The 14,403-nt window shown below is 45.4% G+C and carries 16 protein-coding genes; 4 read left to right on the top strand and 12 right to left on the bottom strand.

Annotated features, from left to right (window positions below; genetic code table 11):
* Window positions 1–96: 96 nt before the first annotated feature.
* Both ACVBIU_RS10895 and ACVBIU_RS10890 read right to left on the bottom strand, forming a co-directional pair.
* Window positions 97–1,206 (bottom strand): anhydro-N-acetylmuramic acid kinase, encoded by a 1,110-nt coding sequence (locus ACVBIU_RS10895; RefSeq protein WP_447160382.1) that lies wholly within the window; start codon window positions 1,204–1,206, stop codon window positions 97–99.
* A 79-nt stretch (window positions 1,207–1,285) separates the two neighbouring features.
* Window positions 1,286–2,716, bottom strand: coding sequence for a peptidoglycan DD-metalloendopeptidase family protein (locus ACVBIU_RS10890; protein WP_447160383.1), 1,431 nt, complete (start codon window positions 2,714–2,716; stop codon window positions 1,286–1,288).
* Between the two features lie 127 nt (window positions 2,717–2,843).
* Between ACVBIU_RS10890 and tyrS the strand changes: the two genes are divergently transcribed.
* On the top strand, window positions 2,844–4,040 hold the full coding sequence (gene tyrS / locus ACVBIU_RS10885) for a tyrosine--tRNA ligase (protein ID WP_447160384.1): 1,197 nt from the start codon (window positions 2,844–2,846) through the stop codon (window positions 4,038–4,040).
* 91 nt (window positions 4,041–4,131) lie between these two features.
* Here tyrS and ACVBIU_RS10880 read toward each other — a convergent pair whose 3' ends face one another.
* The 6 genes from ACVBIU_RS10880 to ACVBIU_RS10855 form a co-directional block, all read right to left on the bottom strand.
* Window positions 4,132–4,542 (bottom strand): hypothetical protein, encoded by a 411-nt coding sequence (locus tag ACVBIU_RS10880; protein ID WP_447163735.1) that lies wholly within the window; start codon window positions 4,540–4,542, stop codon window positions 4,132–4,134.
* 128 nt (window positions 4,543–4,670) lie between these two features.
* Window positions 4,671–5,150 (bottom strand): nuclear transport factor 2 family protein, encoded by a 480-nt coding sequence (locus ACVBIU_RS10875; RefSeq protein ID WP_447160386.1) that lies wholly within the window; start codon window positions 5,148–5,150, stop codon window positions 4,671–4,673.
* Window positions 5,150–5,773 (bottom strand): trimeric intracellular cation channel family protein, encoded by a 624-nt coding sequence (locus ACVBIU_RS10870; RefSeq protein WP_447160387.1) that lies wholly within the window; start codon window positions 5,771–5,773, stop codon window positions 5,150–5,152. Before ACVBIU_RS10870 ends, ACVBIU_RS10875 begins: the two co-directional genes overlap by 1 nt.
* A complete protein-coding gene (locus ACVBIU_RS10865; protein WP_447160511.1) occupies window positions 5,770–6,147 on the bottom strand; it encodes a DUF2721 domain-containing protein in 378 nt (125 codons plus the stop codon). The genes ACVBIU_RS10870 and ACVBIU_RS10865 overlap by 4 nt, the downstream gene beginning before the upstream one ends.
* 169 nt (window positions 6,148–6,316) lie before the next feature.
* The gene (locus ACVBIU_RS10860) at window positions 6,317–7,297 is read right to left on the bottom strand and encodes a cobalamin biosynthesis protein CobD/CbiB (RefSeq protein WP_447163734.1); all 981 of its coding nucleotides are present in this window, start codon (window positions 7,295–7,297) and stop codon (window positions 6,317–6,319) included.
* Between the two features lie 47 nt (window positions 7,298–7,344).
* Complete coding sequence (locus ACVBIU_RS10855; protein WP_447160389.1) at window positions 7,345–8,037, bottom strand: 5'-methylthioadenosine/adenosylhomocysteine nucleosidase; 693 nt, start codon at window positions 8,035–8,037, stop codon at window positions 7,345–7,347.
* 193 nt (window positions 8,038–8,230) lie between these two features.
* On the opposite strand from ACVBIU_RS10855, the gene ACVBIU_RS10850 reads away from it, so the two are divergent.
* The 3 genes from ACVBIU_RS10850 to ACVBIU_RS10840 all read left to right on the top strand — a co-directional run bounded on the left by ACVBIU_RS10850 (window position 8,231) and on the right by ACVBIU_RS10840 (window position 9,746).
* Complete coding sequence (locus ACVBIU_RS10850; protein ID WP_447163733.1) at window positions 8,231–8,785, top strand: GNAT family N-acetyltransferase; 555 nt, start codon at window positions 8,231–8,233, stop codon at window positions 8,783–8,785.
* 65 nt (window positions 8,786–8,850) lie between these two features.
* Window positions 8,851–9,234, top strand: coding sequence for a VOC family protein (locus ACVBIU_RS10845; RefSeq protein WP_447163732.1), 384 nt, complete (start codon window positions 8,851–8,853; stop codon window positions 9,232–9,234).
* Between the two features lie 26 nt (window positions 9,235–9,260).
* Window positions 9,261–9,746: a GNAT family N-acetyltransferase gene (locus ACVBIU_RS10840; RefSeq protein ID WP_447163731.1), complete on the top strand. Its 486-nt coding sequence runs from the start codon at window positions 9,261–9,263 to the stop codon at window positions 9,744–9,746.
* A 23-nt stretch (window positions 9,747–9,769) separates the two neighbouring features.
* Here ACVBIU_RS10840 and ACVBIU_RS10835 read toward each other — a convergent pair whose 3' ends face one another.
* The 4 genes from ACVBIU_RS10835 to betA all read right to left on the bottom strand — a co-directional run bounded on the left by ACVBIU_RS10835 (window position 9,770) and on the right by betA (window position 14,401).
* Entirely contained in the window at window positions 9,770–10,252 is a 483-nt protein-coding gene (locus tag ACVBIU_RS10835; RefSeq protein ID WP_447160392.1) for a MarR family winged helix-turn-helix transcriptional regulator, read from the bottom strand.
* A 166-nt stretch (window positions 10,253–10,418) separates the two neighbouring features.
* A complete protein-coding gene (locus tag ACVBIU_RS10830; RefSeq protein ID WP_447163748.1) occupies window positions 10,419–11,123 on the bottom strand; it encodes a TorF family putative porin in 705 nt (234 codons plus the stop codon).
* 29 nt (window positions 11,124–11,152) lie between these two features.
* A complete protein-coding gene (locus ACVBIU_RS10825) occupies window positions 11,153–12,370 on the bottom strand; it encodes a BCCT family transporter (protein WP_447160393.1) in 1,218 nt (405 codons plus the stop codon).
* A gap of 333 nt (window positions 12,371–12,703) precedes the next feature.
* Entirely contained in the window at window positions 12,704–14,401 is a 1,698-nt protein-coding gene (gene betA, locus ACVBIU_RS10820) for a choline dehydrogenase (RefSeq protein ID WP_447163730.1), read from the bottom strand.
* Window positions 14,402–14,403: the final 2 nt, after the last annotated feature.

Raw genomic sequence — 14,403 nt, 5'->3', positions numbered from 1 at the left:
TAAGTCGTTTTTTTGCAGTAAGGATAGCCAGTACAGATGAGCGTACTGGCTAATTGTATAGACTAATTCTATTCGCTAACTTTATAGGATAATAGATTAATCTGCAGGGTGGAAAGAGCCTAGTATTGCTTCTCTAGAGGCGCCGGTCACCGCAGGTAAGTTGCCCGGTAAACCATTGTGGTGTCTCATCGCCAGCCAAGCAAAAGCAATGGCTTCAACCCATTGTGGGTCCATACCTAGCTCTGCGGTCGTGACCACCTTGTAATTGGGGAGCAGCTTGCGTAAGCGGTGCATTAACTCGCAATTATAGGCTCCGCCGCCACAGACATAGAGCTCAGCATTATCTGATAACAATAAAGCGTCATTGGCGATGCTGTAACAGGTTAAATCAAGCAGGGTAGATTGAATATCGGCTTCAGTTAAATGACCAAATTCAGATAATTGCTGTTCGGCCCAGGCTTGGTTAAATAGCTCTCGCCCGGTACTTTTAGGCGCTGCAAGCGCAAAGTAGGGGTGTGACAGTAGATGCTGCAGCATCTGTTGATCCGTGGTTCCTGACTTTGCCCACTCGCCATCTTTATCAAAGGGTTGTCCAAGCTGATGCTGGATCCAGGCATCACTTAAGCCATTACCCGGGCCTGTATCAAAACCGGTGACATCTTGAGTGTTACCCGGCAAGAACGTCACATTAGCAATGCCGCCGATATTGAGGATAATGCGTGGGTGGTTTGGGCTAGCAAACACGTGTTGATGAAAAGCGGGCACTAAAGGTGCCCCCTGGCCACCAAGAGCCACATCTTTACGCCTAAAGTCAGCAATCACATTTATGCCAGTTTCAACAGCAATAGTATTAGGATCGGCGATCTGTAGGGTGAAGCCCATTTCAAGATTAGGCATGTGGCGTACGGTTTGCCCATGGCTACCGATGGCAATGACCTGCGACTTATCGACGTTGGCTTTTTCAAGCAATGCATTGACGGCCTTGGCGAATAGTTTTCCCATCGTGCGGTCGAGGTGACCAAGGCGGTTTATTTCATCGTTACCCGGTAGGCAAAGCTTTTGTAGGCTACTGAGTAAAGCACGGGGTAACTCTTCTGTATGAGTTGCAATAAGGCTTGGCTGGTCATGGTCAAAGTTCACTAGAACCGCATCAACGCCGTCCATACTGGTGCCCGACATCAAGCCTATGTAATAACTGTTATTCATCGTATTGGACCTATAAACCTAATGGGTACTTGTTGCCAGCAACGAAAAAACGCTGGCAGTGTTAAAGAGAACAGCAGCGCTAATGCGCTGCAATCTGTACCTGTTTGTTATGTTCAAGCTCTGCCATCATTGTCTTACTAAGCGTAGCAAATTGGGCCTTTTCTTTCTTTGCGATAGGCTCAGATTTAGGCAACTTAATGGTGCGAGGATTGCGGTGAACGCCGTTAACGATAAATTCATAGTGAAGATGTGGGCCTGTTACCCGGCCTGTGGAGCCAAGGGTACCAATAATCTGCCCCTGCTTAACTGATTGTCCGGTTTTTACATTACGCTTGGTCAGATGAAGATACTTGGTGGTATAGGTATCGTTATGCTTAATAAACACATAGTTACCATTGTATTTATTATAACTAGACTTAATAACTCGGCCGTTACCCGCCGCTTTAATCGGAGTTCCAACAGCGGCAACGTAATCAACACCTCGGTGGGCCTTAACCTGGCCCGTTACTGGATGCAGTCTACGGGGGTTGAAGCTTGAGCTGACATATTTAAAGTCCACCGGGGAGCGCAAGAAGGCTTTACGCATGCTGCGGCCCTCTTCTGAGTAGTAGGTACCGTCTTTATACCTAACCGCGGTATAGCGATCGCCTTGGTTGGTAAATTCGGCCGCCAGAATATTACCGTTTTTTAAGAACTCGCCATCGGCATACTCTTCTTCAAAGATCATCGCAAACTGATCGCCTTTACGAAGATCTAAGGCAAAATCGACATCCCAGCCGAAAATGGTGGCTAGCTGCATGATTTGATTTGGCGTCAGTCCTGCGTTAACTCCTGCATTCCAGAAGTTATTCTCAATGGTCGCACTGGCAAATTTAGAGCGCGCTTCAACCTTTTTAGTGACAATGTGCTCTTGATAACCGCTTGGGGCATTATCAACGATTAGGGTGGTGATTTTGTCGAGATGATACCTAAGTTGAACCAGTTTGCCGTCTTCACTTTTAGCAATAACTAAATTATCGCCAGGCATGATTTTCAGTAGATTTTTTTTAGCTTTAGGGAGCTGGGTGACATCATAAACATCTTTTGCCGTTAAGCCTGCACGAGTAAACAGTGCTGCTAGAGTATCGCCACTTTTAACTTGGAAACGTTTTTCGTTTAATGTTGGCGTAACAGCAATGGCAGCAAGGGGCTTCTCAGACGCTTGAGCGAGTGGCTGCTTATTGGTTTGTTCGAGACCGTTCTCTATGTGAGTGGCTATACGGGTGTTATTGCGCTCAGTCGGGGTCGACTCGCTCATCGCTGCCGATGGTGGTGTTGGTTTTCTAAAAGCCAGCGGCACGTCATAACGGGTATTAACGTCATATTCGCCATTTGCTGATGGCGTTTGCTTGGACGCTTGCACATCATCGGACGGCAAAAAAATAATGATTAGCGTGACAAAAACTAAACCGCACAAGAGCATTTGATGTAATTTTGGCAGTAATTTAAATAAAGTTATAACCTTTCCCATTGACCTTGATACCAAATTCACTCTTTCTTATTGATCCCTTTAGTGTACACACTTTCATTTGTGCTTGCTAACAAGTAACATGAGTGCCCATATTTTTTTGATTAGGCTCCCAGGAGTAAGCGCCGATATGGCTGATTTAGAGCAAGCATTAGCAGAAATAAAACGTGGCACCGACGAGATATTACTCGAAGCGGATCTACTGGAGAAGTTGAAAGAAGGTCGCCCGTTAAAAATTAAACTCGGTGCCGACCCAACCGCTCCTGATATTCATCTTGGCCACACGGTTATTTTGAACAAGATGCGTACCTTCCAAGAGCTAGGTCATGAAGTGATCTTTTTGATTGGTGACTTCACTGGTATGGTCGGTGACCCAAGTGGTAAGAACAGCACTCGCCCACCATTAACCCGTGAGCAAGTGCTTGCCAATGCTGAGACTTATAAGCAACAGGTTTATAAGATCTTAGATCCAGCTAAAACCCGTATCGAGTTTAACTCTACTTGGTTAGAGCCGCTTGGTGCTGCCGGTATGATCCGTCTTGCTTCACAGCAAACGGTTGCCCGCATGATGGAACGTGACGACTTTAAAAAGCGTTATGGTTCAGGTCAGTCAATTGCGATCCACGAATTCATGTATCCATTGCTACAGGGTTATGACTCGGTTGCACTAGAGGCTGATGTTGAGCTCGGTGGTACTGATCAGAAGTTTAACCTGCTGATGGGCCGTGAATTACAAAAATCTGCGGGTCAAAAGCCACAGACTGTGATCATGATGCCACTGCTTGAAGGTTTAGACGGCGTTAAGAAGATGTCTAAGTCAGCACACAACTATATTGGTGTGAGCGAGCCTGCAGGTGAGATGTTCGGTAAGATCATGTCGATTTCAGACGTGTTGATGTGGCGCTACTTTGAGCTACTGTCTTTCCGTCCGTTGACTGAGATTGAGCAGTTTAAAGCAGACGTAGAAGCGGGTGCTAACCCACGTGATGTGAAGATTGCACTGGCTAAAGAGATCATTGCACGCTTCCACGACGAAGCGGCAGCTGAAGCTGCGCATCAAGAGTTTATTAGTCGCTTCCAAAAAGGCAATATCCCTGATGATATCGAAGAGTTAGAGATTGCTGCTGGTGACGGTATTGCGATTGCTAACTTGCTAAAAGAAGCTGGGCTTGTCAGCTCGACTTCTGATGCAATGCGGATGATTAAGCAAGGTGCAGCTAAGATTGATGGCGATAAGATTGAAGATACTCGTCTTCAACTTAATGCCGGTACCTCAGCGGTATTCCAAGTGGGCAAGCGTAAGTTTGCTAAAATCACTCTGGTGTAGAAGCATTAAATCAGAGGGCTGCGCTGCGAAACCTATAAACATGTTTAGATAGTGTGCCCCTGTTTAAAAAGCTAAAACCATTAACTTGTCGTTAATGGTTCTGTGAACAGCGGTCTGTGCCAAAATGCAGGCCGTTTTTACATTGCCAAGTTAACCTTGCCGCATCTAAAACCCATTTATCTTTGTGTTTTTCCATCGAAATAATCAATAACATCTTAGGGTGTTCGCCTTTTGCCGCGCTGACGTTATACGTCACCACTTTGCCCTGGTATTGTTTAACTTTAGCGAGCAGGAAGTTAGTCCCTGCATAGTGAGCCGAAATCGATTCTGGTTGCGTGCTCCAGCTGCGTTTTTGGTGCTGGGCGATCTCAAGTTTTTGATTAAACTTAACGATAGGTTGGTCCGCAAAAGACACCACTATGGGCTGCTCTAGCGCAAAGGCGGAACCACATAGCAGTGGAAGCAAGATAATAATAGCTCGAAAAGCATTGATGACACTCATAACAACCTACGAAATACAAAGTACCTAATACTTTGACAGGTGAACGCAGAAAAGTTTCCACGTTGCGAGTAAATTGTGAGCTGAGTCGGTAAGTTATTGCGAGTTAAAACGGCTGTGAGGTTTAAGGGTTACTGAACAGAGAGTTGATCCGACATGGTTTGATAGTCCATCAAATCTTGATGCTCTTTTACCCGCTCATGAGTCATGTCTAAGCTTAGCGTTGTAACACCTGGAATGGCGATATTAATGATGCGCCCAGGCTTTCCAAATTGCTCGCCAGGGCCCTTGTAACGGTAATTACCTATCAAGACCACGAGTGAGCCGGAGTTAAACATATGCTCAATGTTAAAGTCATATTCAAGTACGCCGCTGTGGGCTCGTTTTAAAAATTGTAGAATGTGGCGTTTGCCAGTGTATTTACGTCCGGCCGTTTTATCGTTAAACACGCTATCACGATTGTAAAAAGCGCTCAGGCTAGAATAATCTTGATGAGTCAGCGCCTGAATATACTTGATCGCCAACTGCTGCTCTTTTGGCATGTCGCCAACATTAGCGAAAGCCGGAAAGCTAAACAGTACAAATACAAAACTCAAAAAAGCTAATCTCATTATTGTGGTGTCTTTAAATCAAAAGCAGGTAATGAAAGGTGCCAACGGATTGCCGCTAATCTAATCACGAGTGCGGTACTCATTGCAAATAATAAAGCAAACATATCGGCGGCTCCCCAATGTAGGCTAATGGTATAGCAGATCCCGCCCATTATCGATGCGGTTGCATAAATCTCAGTGCGAAGCACCATAGGAACTTGCTGACAAAGCAGGTCGCGAATAATACCACCGCCTACACCAGTGATTAAACCCATGATCACGGCAGTCATACCGCTGAGTTCTAAATTTAGTGCTTTCTCTACACCAATTACAGTAAATAGCGCCAATCCGAGCGCATCGGCAACAGGTAAAATATAGCGTGGTACTCGTTTAGGCTTACGTACAAAAATAAAGGTCAGTATCACGGTAATTAAAATCACCGTAATGTAGTTAGGGTCCTGGATCCAAAAGACGGGGGTGGCGCCCAACAGGGCGTCACGAATACTGCCACCGCCAATGGCGGTTACCGACGCAAGTACCAGTACGCCAAAGGGGTCCATTTTGTGCCTACCGGCAGCGAGTGCACCTGATAATGCAAATACTGCTGTACCGCAAAGGTCAAAAAAATAGATCCAATCGATCATTTATCCAACTCTTGTAGATGAATATTAAGTGCATCGACAGAGATACGAATTTCAATCACTGAAAGCAGTAGTGAATACAAGAGTAAGAATAGACTACAACCAAAGATAAACGCGCCGACTTTGTTAAAGCCAACGTAGATAAAAATCATGCACAGCACACACAGAGCGAAGCTTAATGCTCCAGACTCTTGCATACGCTTAATGATGCTAATTCGCTGACGAAGGTTTTTTAATTGGCTATGGTTTATGGGCTTGCCATCAGCGCTCAAATTACGGATAAGTGCCGCTAACGAAAAGAAACGGTTGGTATACGCCAGCAATAGCAAAGAGATGGCAGGAAAGAGTAAAGCAGGCGTGGTTAGCGAAACATGAATATTATCAAACAATGGATTCAGCCCTAAAATGAGTCAACACAACAAGTTTAAAGGATGATACCAACGCCAACAATTTATACAAGATGATTACAATCCGCAGGCTAAATAAACAGCGGTAAAGTGGGGTAATTAAATAAAATTCAATGCTTAGGTTTATAAGCCAGCGAAATCACCCCTGCATTACCCGTAACAGTGCCCATATTCCCGGCAAGACGACAATAGCCAAAGCCCAAAGGCTAAAGGCGATTGAGTTGAGTTTAATCGCGCGAACTAGATCATTTTCATCGGGGAGAGAACCGTAAGACACCTTCGGGGTATCTACCCTAAGTTCTTTAAATTTAATTGGTCCGCCAAGTTCAATCGCTAATGCACAGGCGACAACTTCGCAGGTTTGATATTCATTTAATGGGGTCGTATTCATTTTTGGGCGAAACAGGGTCGCAAGGCTTTTTGGGCCACCTTGAATGGCAAGGCTTAGGCTCCATAGTTTGGCTGGAATATAGTGGACTATAGTACTGAGTATATATATAGGCATACCAAAGAAGCGGTAAAGTGGATTATAAACCGGCCAGCAAAACTCAAGCTGTTTAATCATTCTTGCCACAATGAGCAGTGGGATGCCGCCAATAGCATAAAACAAGATGGCTGAAACAGTACCGTAGATTGAAGTGGTCGAGAGTCGTTCGATAGCGGCCTTACACAGACCAACGCTAGAAAGAGAATAGGTGCTGCGATTTAGCCAAGGCTCTAAAAGGCCACGGGCGCGAACTTTATTGTCCCCTTTAATCGAGATCATCACTTCATTGGCAATATAGCGAAAATGATCGTCCTGCAAGCACAGGTAAATCACCACGGCTTCAAAGAACCAGGGGAACTCAGCGAGTTCTATCAGAAAACTTATCACTGCCCAAAAAGGAACGATTAACAGTAACATGGCTAGGGAGCCGGCGATTAACTGCTGTGACGGGGCGCGGTCGACATGGTTAACTTTAGTGCTTAAGTTTTTAGCCACTTGAGATAACCATTCAAGTGGCTGCAGATTGCGCGGAAGAGGGGCAATTCGTGCCAACAAAATTGACACTAATAACACTAAGGCTCCAGTGTAAAGCTGACTATCTTGAGAAAAGATTTTAGTAAACTCTGGCACCATATCGCTGCGCTATCCTTATATTTTAGAGCTTTGCGTTACGCAGCTTATTAAAGCTGCTCAAGCAGAGCGATAACCATCAATGCTGAGTGATGACCTGCTTTTACAATGTACTCGTCAAAATCCACAGGCGAGTCGTTGTTAGCATTGTCAGACAGTGAGCGGATAACCACAAACGGCACACCAAACTGATGGCAAACTTGTGCAATCGCCGCGCCTTCCATTTCACATGCTGCCATTGTTGGGAAGTTCTCAAGCATGGTCTTAGTGCGCAGCGGATCGCAAATAAAGCTATCGCCAGTACAAATCAGACCTTCAATCGCTTTTACTTCGCCAAGACTTGCCACGGCTTTTTGCGCTGCAGCAACCAATTTTGCATCAGGGATAAACGCTGCAGGTTGCTGCGCCATCTGGCCAATTTCATAACCAAACGCAGTCACATCAACATCATGGTGACGCACTTCAGATGAGATAACGATATCGCCAATGGCTAAATCATCAACAAAACCACCGGCTGAGCCCGTGTTAATAATGGCATCTGGCGCGTACTTTTCGATAAGTAGCGCAGTCGCAACACTTGCAGTGACTTTACCAATACCAGAGCGAGTGACGATTACGTCTTTACCCGCAAGTTGACCCGCAACAAACTCGATACCCGCAATGGTTGTAGAGCTTGGATTTTGCATCGACTCAACTAAGTGCGCAACTTCTGGCTCCATAGCGCCAATAATACCGATTTTCATGAAATGACCTTTTTACTACCTGAATGAATATGGGCGCTAATATACCACGGCGCTTTGCGTTAGTGAAAAAGCCTTGAAGGTAAGATGAGAGGTGGCGTGTAGATTGTTTCACTTTGGTCACAGTGGTAGGTTTATAATATTCATTACAGTCAATCATTCTTCATCTTGATTGAAAAAGGGATTTTAGCGAAATATGGTACCATTTCCGCAGTTAGAGACCGACAGGCTAATGTTAAATCAGCAAGTGCTTGCTGATTCAAAACTTATTTTACAGATGTTTTCAGACCCCGAAGTGATCCAGTTTTATGATTTAGATTTTAGTCATGAAGCGCAAGCCGTTGAGTTAATCAATAATGATACTAAGCGCTTTGAACAAGGCGAGGGTATTCGATGGGCCATTCGCGATAAAGTAACCCACAAGCTTTTGGGGGGATGTGGAATTAATCGCTTTGAATGCAGTAACCATGTTGCCGTTATTGGATATGAATTCTTTAAAGAGTATTGGGGCAAGGGTTATGCAACTGAGGCGATAGCTAAACTTATCGAGTTTTCATTTTCTGAGCAGTGCCCTGAGCATGTCAATAAAATCGAAGCCTATACCATGATTGGTAATCATGGCTCTGAAGCTGTCTTGAAAAAGTTAGGTTTTAAATGCGACGGTATTTTAAGAGAGCACGGTTATTGGAAGGGGGCTTACCACGATTTAAACGTATTCTCTTTGCTAAGATCTGATGCAGTTATAACCTGAATCATTTTGTTGATTACATAATCAGGGCTAAAAAGATTTTTTAACTAGTTTACAAGGAGGGCCAAGTGAACCTAAATCAAGTTACCTTGGCAGTAGACAATATGCCTCAGGCGGTACAATTTTATTTGACCTTAGGGTTTGAGCTGATTGTCGATACGCCGCACTATGCGCGTTTTGAGTGTCCAGAGGGGGAGGCAACATTTTCGTTGTCTTTGGAAGAGGGTGATTTCGGTAATAATAGAAAAGCCTGTGGAGCCATAATCTATTTCGAACATGAGAAGCTCGATGAGTGGGTTAGCGAGCTAAAGCAAACGGGCATTGAGTTTGCTCAAGAGCCAACGGATCAAGATTATTTGTGGCGTGAGGCGGTATTGCACGACCCATCAGGCAATAAAATTAAGCTCTACTGGGCGGGCGAGAACCGACTGAATCCGCCGTGGCGAATATGAACAGTTAGATAGAGATTGAGAGAAAAATGCAAATCAAACTAGGCTTATTACGTGACGAGCAGGTGCTGTCACTATTAAAAGAGCACCATCAAGATATGGCGTCTCACTCTCCGCCTGAAAGTGTTCATGCACTCGATGGTTCTGGGCTGGAAGCTGACGATGTCAGCTTCTGGAGCCTTTGGGCATCAGCTCAAGATAATAATGAGGGGGAGCAACTCGCAGGTTGCGGCGCTCTAAAACAACTGGATCGTACCCATGGTGAAATTAAGTCGATGCGCACATCCACTGATTTTTTACGTCAGGGTGTTGCACAACAATTATTAGCGCACATCATTGCAGAGGCGAGATTACGAGGTTACCAAAGACTCAGCCTTGAGACCGGCTCTATGGCAGCGTTTATACCCGCCAAGAGGTTGTATGAGCAATTTGGTTTTAGCGAGTGCGCGCCGTTTGCCGATTATAAGCAAGACCCTTACAGCAGCTTTATGACATTAAAGCTTACTTCACTTTAGATAAAGGTTAGAGCAGGCATCTGTTAAGTTTGTTCATCTGCCTGAATTTGGCCCACCAACAGCACTGGGGCGGCGTCGAGCTCTTCGGCGTCCATCATGGCGGCAATGCGCTCAACTGATGACAACAGTTGGCTTTGCTCCCACTGTTCAAGATTTTGATAGCGTGTAATAAAGTGCTCTTGTAATGGCTTAGGCGAGCTGCTCAGTAATGCTTTACCTGCCTCACTCAGTGATAGGATAACTTTGCGTTTATCGGTCTCGCTGCGGGTTCTAACGACGAGTTCACGGCTTTCTAGCCGATCAATAATGGTTGTCACAGTTGCAGGACTGAGTGCGACCTCTTTAGCGACGTCTTTTGCTAGCGGAGTTTCAAGCTGTTCAATACTTTGCATCACCATTAGCTGCGGACCCGTTAAGCCAGATTGCTTGTTGAGTTGGCGTGAATGGATATCAATAGCCCGGATCACTCGGCGCAGTGAAATCAATAATTGTTCGTACTTTTCCATCTGTTTTCCTTGGCCAAAAGGCCTTTGCCGGTATGCTTATACTGATAGGTATTAATGAGCGAATATGATTGTCTTTTATCGCTGTAATTAAAATAGTGCGGTACAACGACCAGCGTTATACCGCACTATTTATGCTAGGTGCAAGCTTCAGTGTGCGACGAGTCCTTTAGAAGTTAAAGGTTCTTGCAACCGATAACACGGCGCGAGTATCGGCTGTGTCTATGTCCATGCTGGTATCTTCAACGGCTAGGTTAAAGTCAAACCCTTTCCAGCTTGTCATGTATTCTGCGCGGTAATGGTTATAAGATTTATTGCCATCCCAAGACCACTTGTTCACATCCGTTGATGTTGAACGGTCAAAACTGATACGAATGTCGTGACCTTCGGCAATGCTAAATGTGTGCGCTGCCATCATGATGTAATGACCCGCATCTACACCAAAATAATCCCATGTGTACCAGAAGTTTAGCTCTGTTTGACCAACCGATGACCCATAGCCAAATTTAGTGTATACCTCTGGATACTGGTACTCATCTGAGAACGAGTCACCATGGTAAGTGTAATAAGCGATACCGGCATCGAGTGATACGCTTTCGCTGAGCTGGAAGAACATTCCGCCGTAAAAATCGAGTTCTAACCAGGTGTCATCGCCTGAACCGTAATCAACGTTCGATGCCCAAGTACCCACATACCAACCCGCATCGGCGGCGTAATCTAGGCTTGCCTGCAAAGCAGGGCCATTATCTGTTTGGCTTACACCGTTAAAGGTGTAGTCAGAAGTGGCATTAATCGTTGAGCTAACACCGGCTATAGCCGTTGTTGGCAATGCGATTAGACCCAGTAGCGCTAGATTTTTAATTGTTGTTTTCATCATTTATCTTTCTTTTCCTTTGTTTCTTTTTAGTTAGCTAATTCAATTTTGCTGAAATCAATTTTGTTTTCTGTAGGAGAGTGCTCAATTGCAGCCACTTTCTTATATTTTGTCGCCATGATGTATCCAAAACAGCCTAGGATAAGACCGATAGCAAGTGCGCCAACCCATTGGATCTCTAAGAAATTCAATTGGAACAGTAAGGTTAGGGCACTCATCAAGGCAAGGTTACCTATGATGTATTTAGTCTTGCCGAAGCGCTCAACGGTTAGGTTTAGGTTATCTGTGTAAAGACGGATCAAAGAGTCGAGTGAGTTAATCACAAAGGTGACACCGACCAAGACCATGGCGAGGTTATAAAAGCCTGTGGTGGCGATTTCATTGGCGCTGTAGTAGTACAAAACGGTAAACCATACGGCAATTGGCAAAGATGGAAATACCATCATGGCAATCAGTACTTGATAGGTCTTCATGCCACCGACAAAGCGTGACGTGAACTGACCAATCATGATGCTCCAAGCAAACCACCAGAATAGGTAGAACTCATGGTAATCATTCATCGGCAGTACGAAGTGGTGGATATTGCCAAAGTAGTCACCAATTAAGGCAAAGGTATTGACGAATTCGCCCGCACCGGACTCTTTTGACATAAACGCGCCAGCCCACATCAGTACGATTAAACCCAAGAATAACCAGGTGCTGGCTAAGCTAAGTAGGCGTACATAACGGATGCTGGTGCTTGAGTATACGGCGGCAGCGATAATCACAAAGACGATCAGATAGAAGCTACTGACAATTGACTCACCATCGCCCATCTCGGGCAGATACCAAGGTAGATTGGTCAATAGCAGATAAGCGGTAAAGGCACAGGTGCCGATAATCACTAGGTTGTTAATGAACTTAATCACTGGGATCTCGAAAAACTTAACTCGTGGCTCGATGACACAAAAGTAGAAACAAGTTAAGAAGTAAAATGCCCAGATTAAAAATGCCCAGAAACCAAATTCAATCGCCAGAGGGTTGGTAAAACCATATTCAGGACTCGCGCTTAAATCGGCGTAGCCTGCAAACTCTGTTAGCGGGAACATGATTAGACCAACGTCCAAACCTGAGGTAAACAGGATGGCGATAAAGGTAAATGTGCGCACCGGTGTGACACCAACACACTTGACGTTACCCCAGCGGTAGATCACAAAGGCAATGGCAGCGAATGTAAATAATATCCCTATAGTTAGCCAAGTGGTCATTATTGAACTCCTGACTTATTTGTATTAAACAACTCTTGATTAAAAAGCATGGTTATCCCTTGTTTTTATTATCGTTATGCCCGCTTTTAGCCAAATTTTGGCTGCAAAAATCCCTCAAGCCTTAATTGCCGCTTTTACGACAGTTAAGGTTTGATAAATTAAACGTGGCGATTAGTGCCATTTAGCCTCAGTGGCTTAGGCTGGCTACCTATACGTAAACAGTTTGAAGAGGCGGCAGAAGGATTGCCGAACATCTTCATCTCGTTTGTGGAGGGGCTTGGCTTAGCGCTAGTCGCGTCACAGTTACTGACGCGTCCTACTAAGCCGAAGCGATTATCTTGCTGGTGGCCTTTGTCTTTGCTGCTGTTGCCAGTTCTTGCTAATCACGACTTCTGCAGCACTTGGCGCTAATGGCGTATTGCCCAAAATCAGATCGGCAGCGCGCTCGGCTAACATGATCGTCGGCGAATTCAAATTGCCATTGGGGATGGTCGGGAAAATAGAGGAGTCAACCACTCTAAGATTCTGCAGCCCATGGACTCGTGTTTCAGAGTCGACAACCGCCATCGCATCTTCGCCCATTTTGCATGTGCAAGAGGGATGGTAAGCGCTCTCAACAGCGCTTCTTACAAAGCTGTCTATCTGCTCATCTGTCTGTACCTGAGTTCCCGGTTGAATTTCTTCACCGCGGTATTCATCGAGCGCAGGTTGATTGATGATTTCACGGGTTAGACGCACGCAGGCACGAAAACCTTCGATATCGTCTTGATGAGACAGGTAATTAAATAAAATGCTGGGTGCCTGCTTAGGATCATCTGAGATGAGTTTGACACTGCCGCGACTCTTGGGCTTATTGTGGCCAATGTGCACCTGAAAACCATGCCCGGCAAACGCTTCTTTGCCGTCATAGCGCATTGCGGCAGGTAGAAAGTGATATTGTAGATCTGGCCACTCTAGACCCGCTTTAGAGCGGATAAAGCCGCAAGACTCGAAGTGATTGGTCGCGCCTAAACCAGACTTGTTTAAGATCCAGCGGCTACCAATAAACAGTTTGTTAAGTGGGTCTAATTTGCCGTTAAGCGATATCGGCTTTAGGCACTTGAACTGGAAGTAAAACTCAAGATGGTCTTGCAGGTTTTCACCCACACCCGGCAGCTCATGTACTTGCTCGATGCCTGCCTTGGCTAAGGTATCAGCCGCCCCAACACCTGATAGTTGCAGGATATGCGGTGAGCCGATTGAGCCTGCGGACAGCACTACCTCTTTGCTGGCGTTCACATCAAGCATTTTTCCTTTACGCTCAAAGCGCACACCCACGGCTTTGTTCGTTTCACCTTGCTTGGTTGAAAACAGTACCTTGTGCACCTGAGCATGGGTGATAACCGTTAAGTTTTCACGCTTCATCGCAGGTCTTAAGTATGCATTGGCTGTTGACCAGCGCACGCCATTTTTAACCGTCATGTGCATTGGGCCAAAGCCCTCTTGCTGGGCGCCATTATAGTCATCAGTTGCCATGTAACCGGCATCAACACCCGCAGCAACAAATGCCTTGTATAGCGGGTTTTTCATGTTGTTGCCGTTGTTAACGCCGAGTGGACCATCAATGCTGCGATAATCATCGCCGCCAAATGCCCAGTCTTCCGCTTTTTTGAAATATGGCAGGCAATGGGCGTAATCCCAGTCTTTTGCACCGTGCTGTTGCCATTCATCAAAATCGCGAGCATGGCCACGTACATACACCATACCGTTAATCGATGATGAGCCACCTAGTACCTTACCGCGTGGGCAATGCATACGGCGATTATCGAGATGAGGCTCTGCATCAGTTTCAAACTGCCAAGCGTACTTTTTAGTATTCATGGGGATTGAAAGCGCAGTAGGCATCTGGATAAAGATGCTTCTGTCGCTACCGCCAGTTTCAAGCAGCAGCACACGATTATTGCTATTGGCTGATAGACGGTTGGCTAACACGCAGCCTGCACTGCCTGCGCCAACGATAATATAATCATATTGTGAATTATTCGTCGTCATAT

Source organism: Shewanella sp. 30m-14, assembly GCF_052977125.1.
The sequence above is the reverse complement of the archived record's forward strand: the minus strand, read 5'-3'. Positions and strand labels throughout refer to the sequence as shown.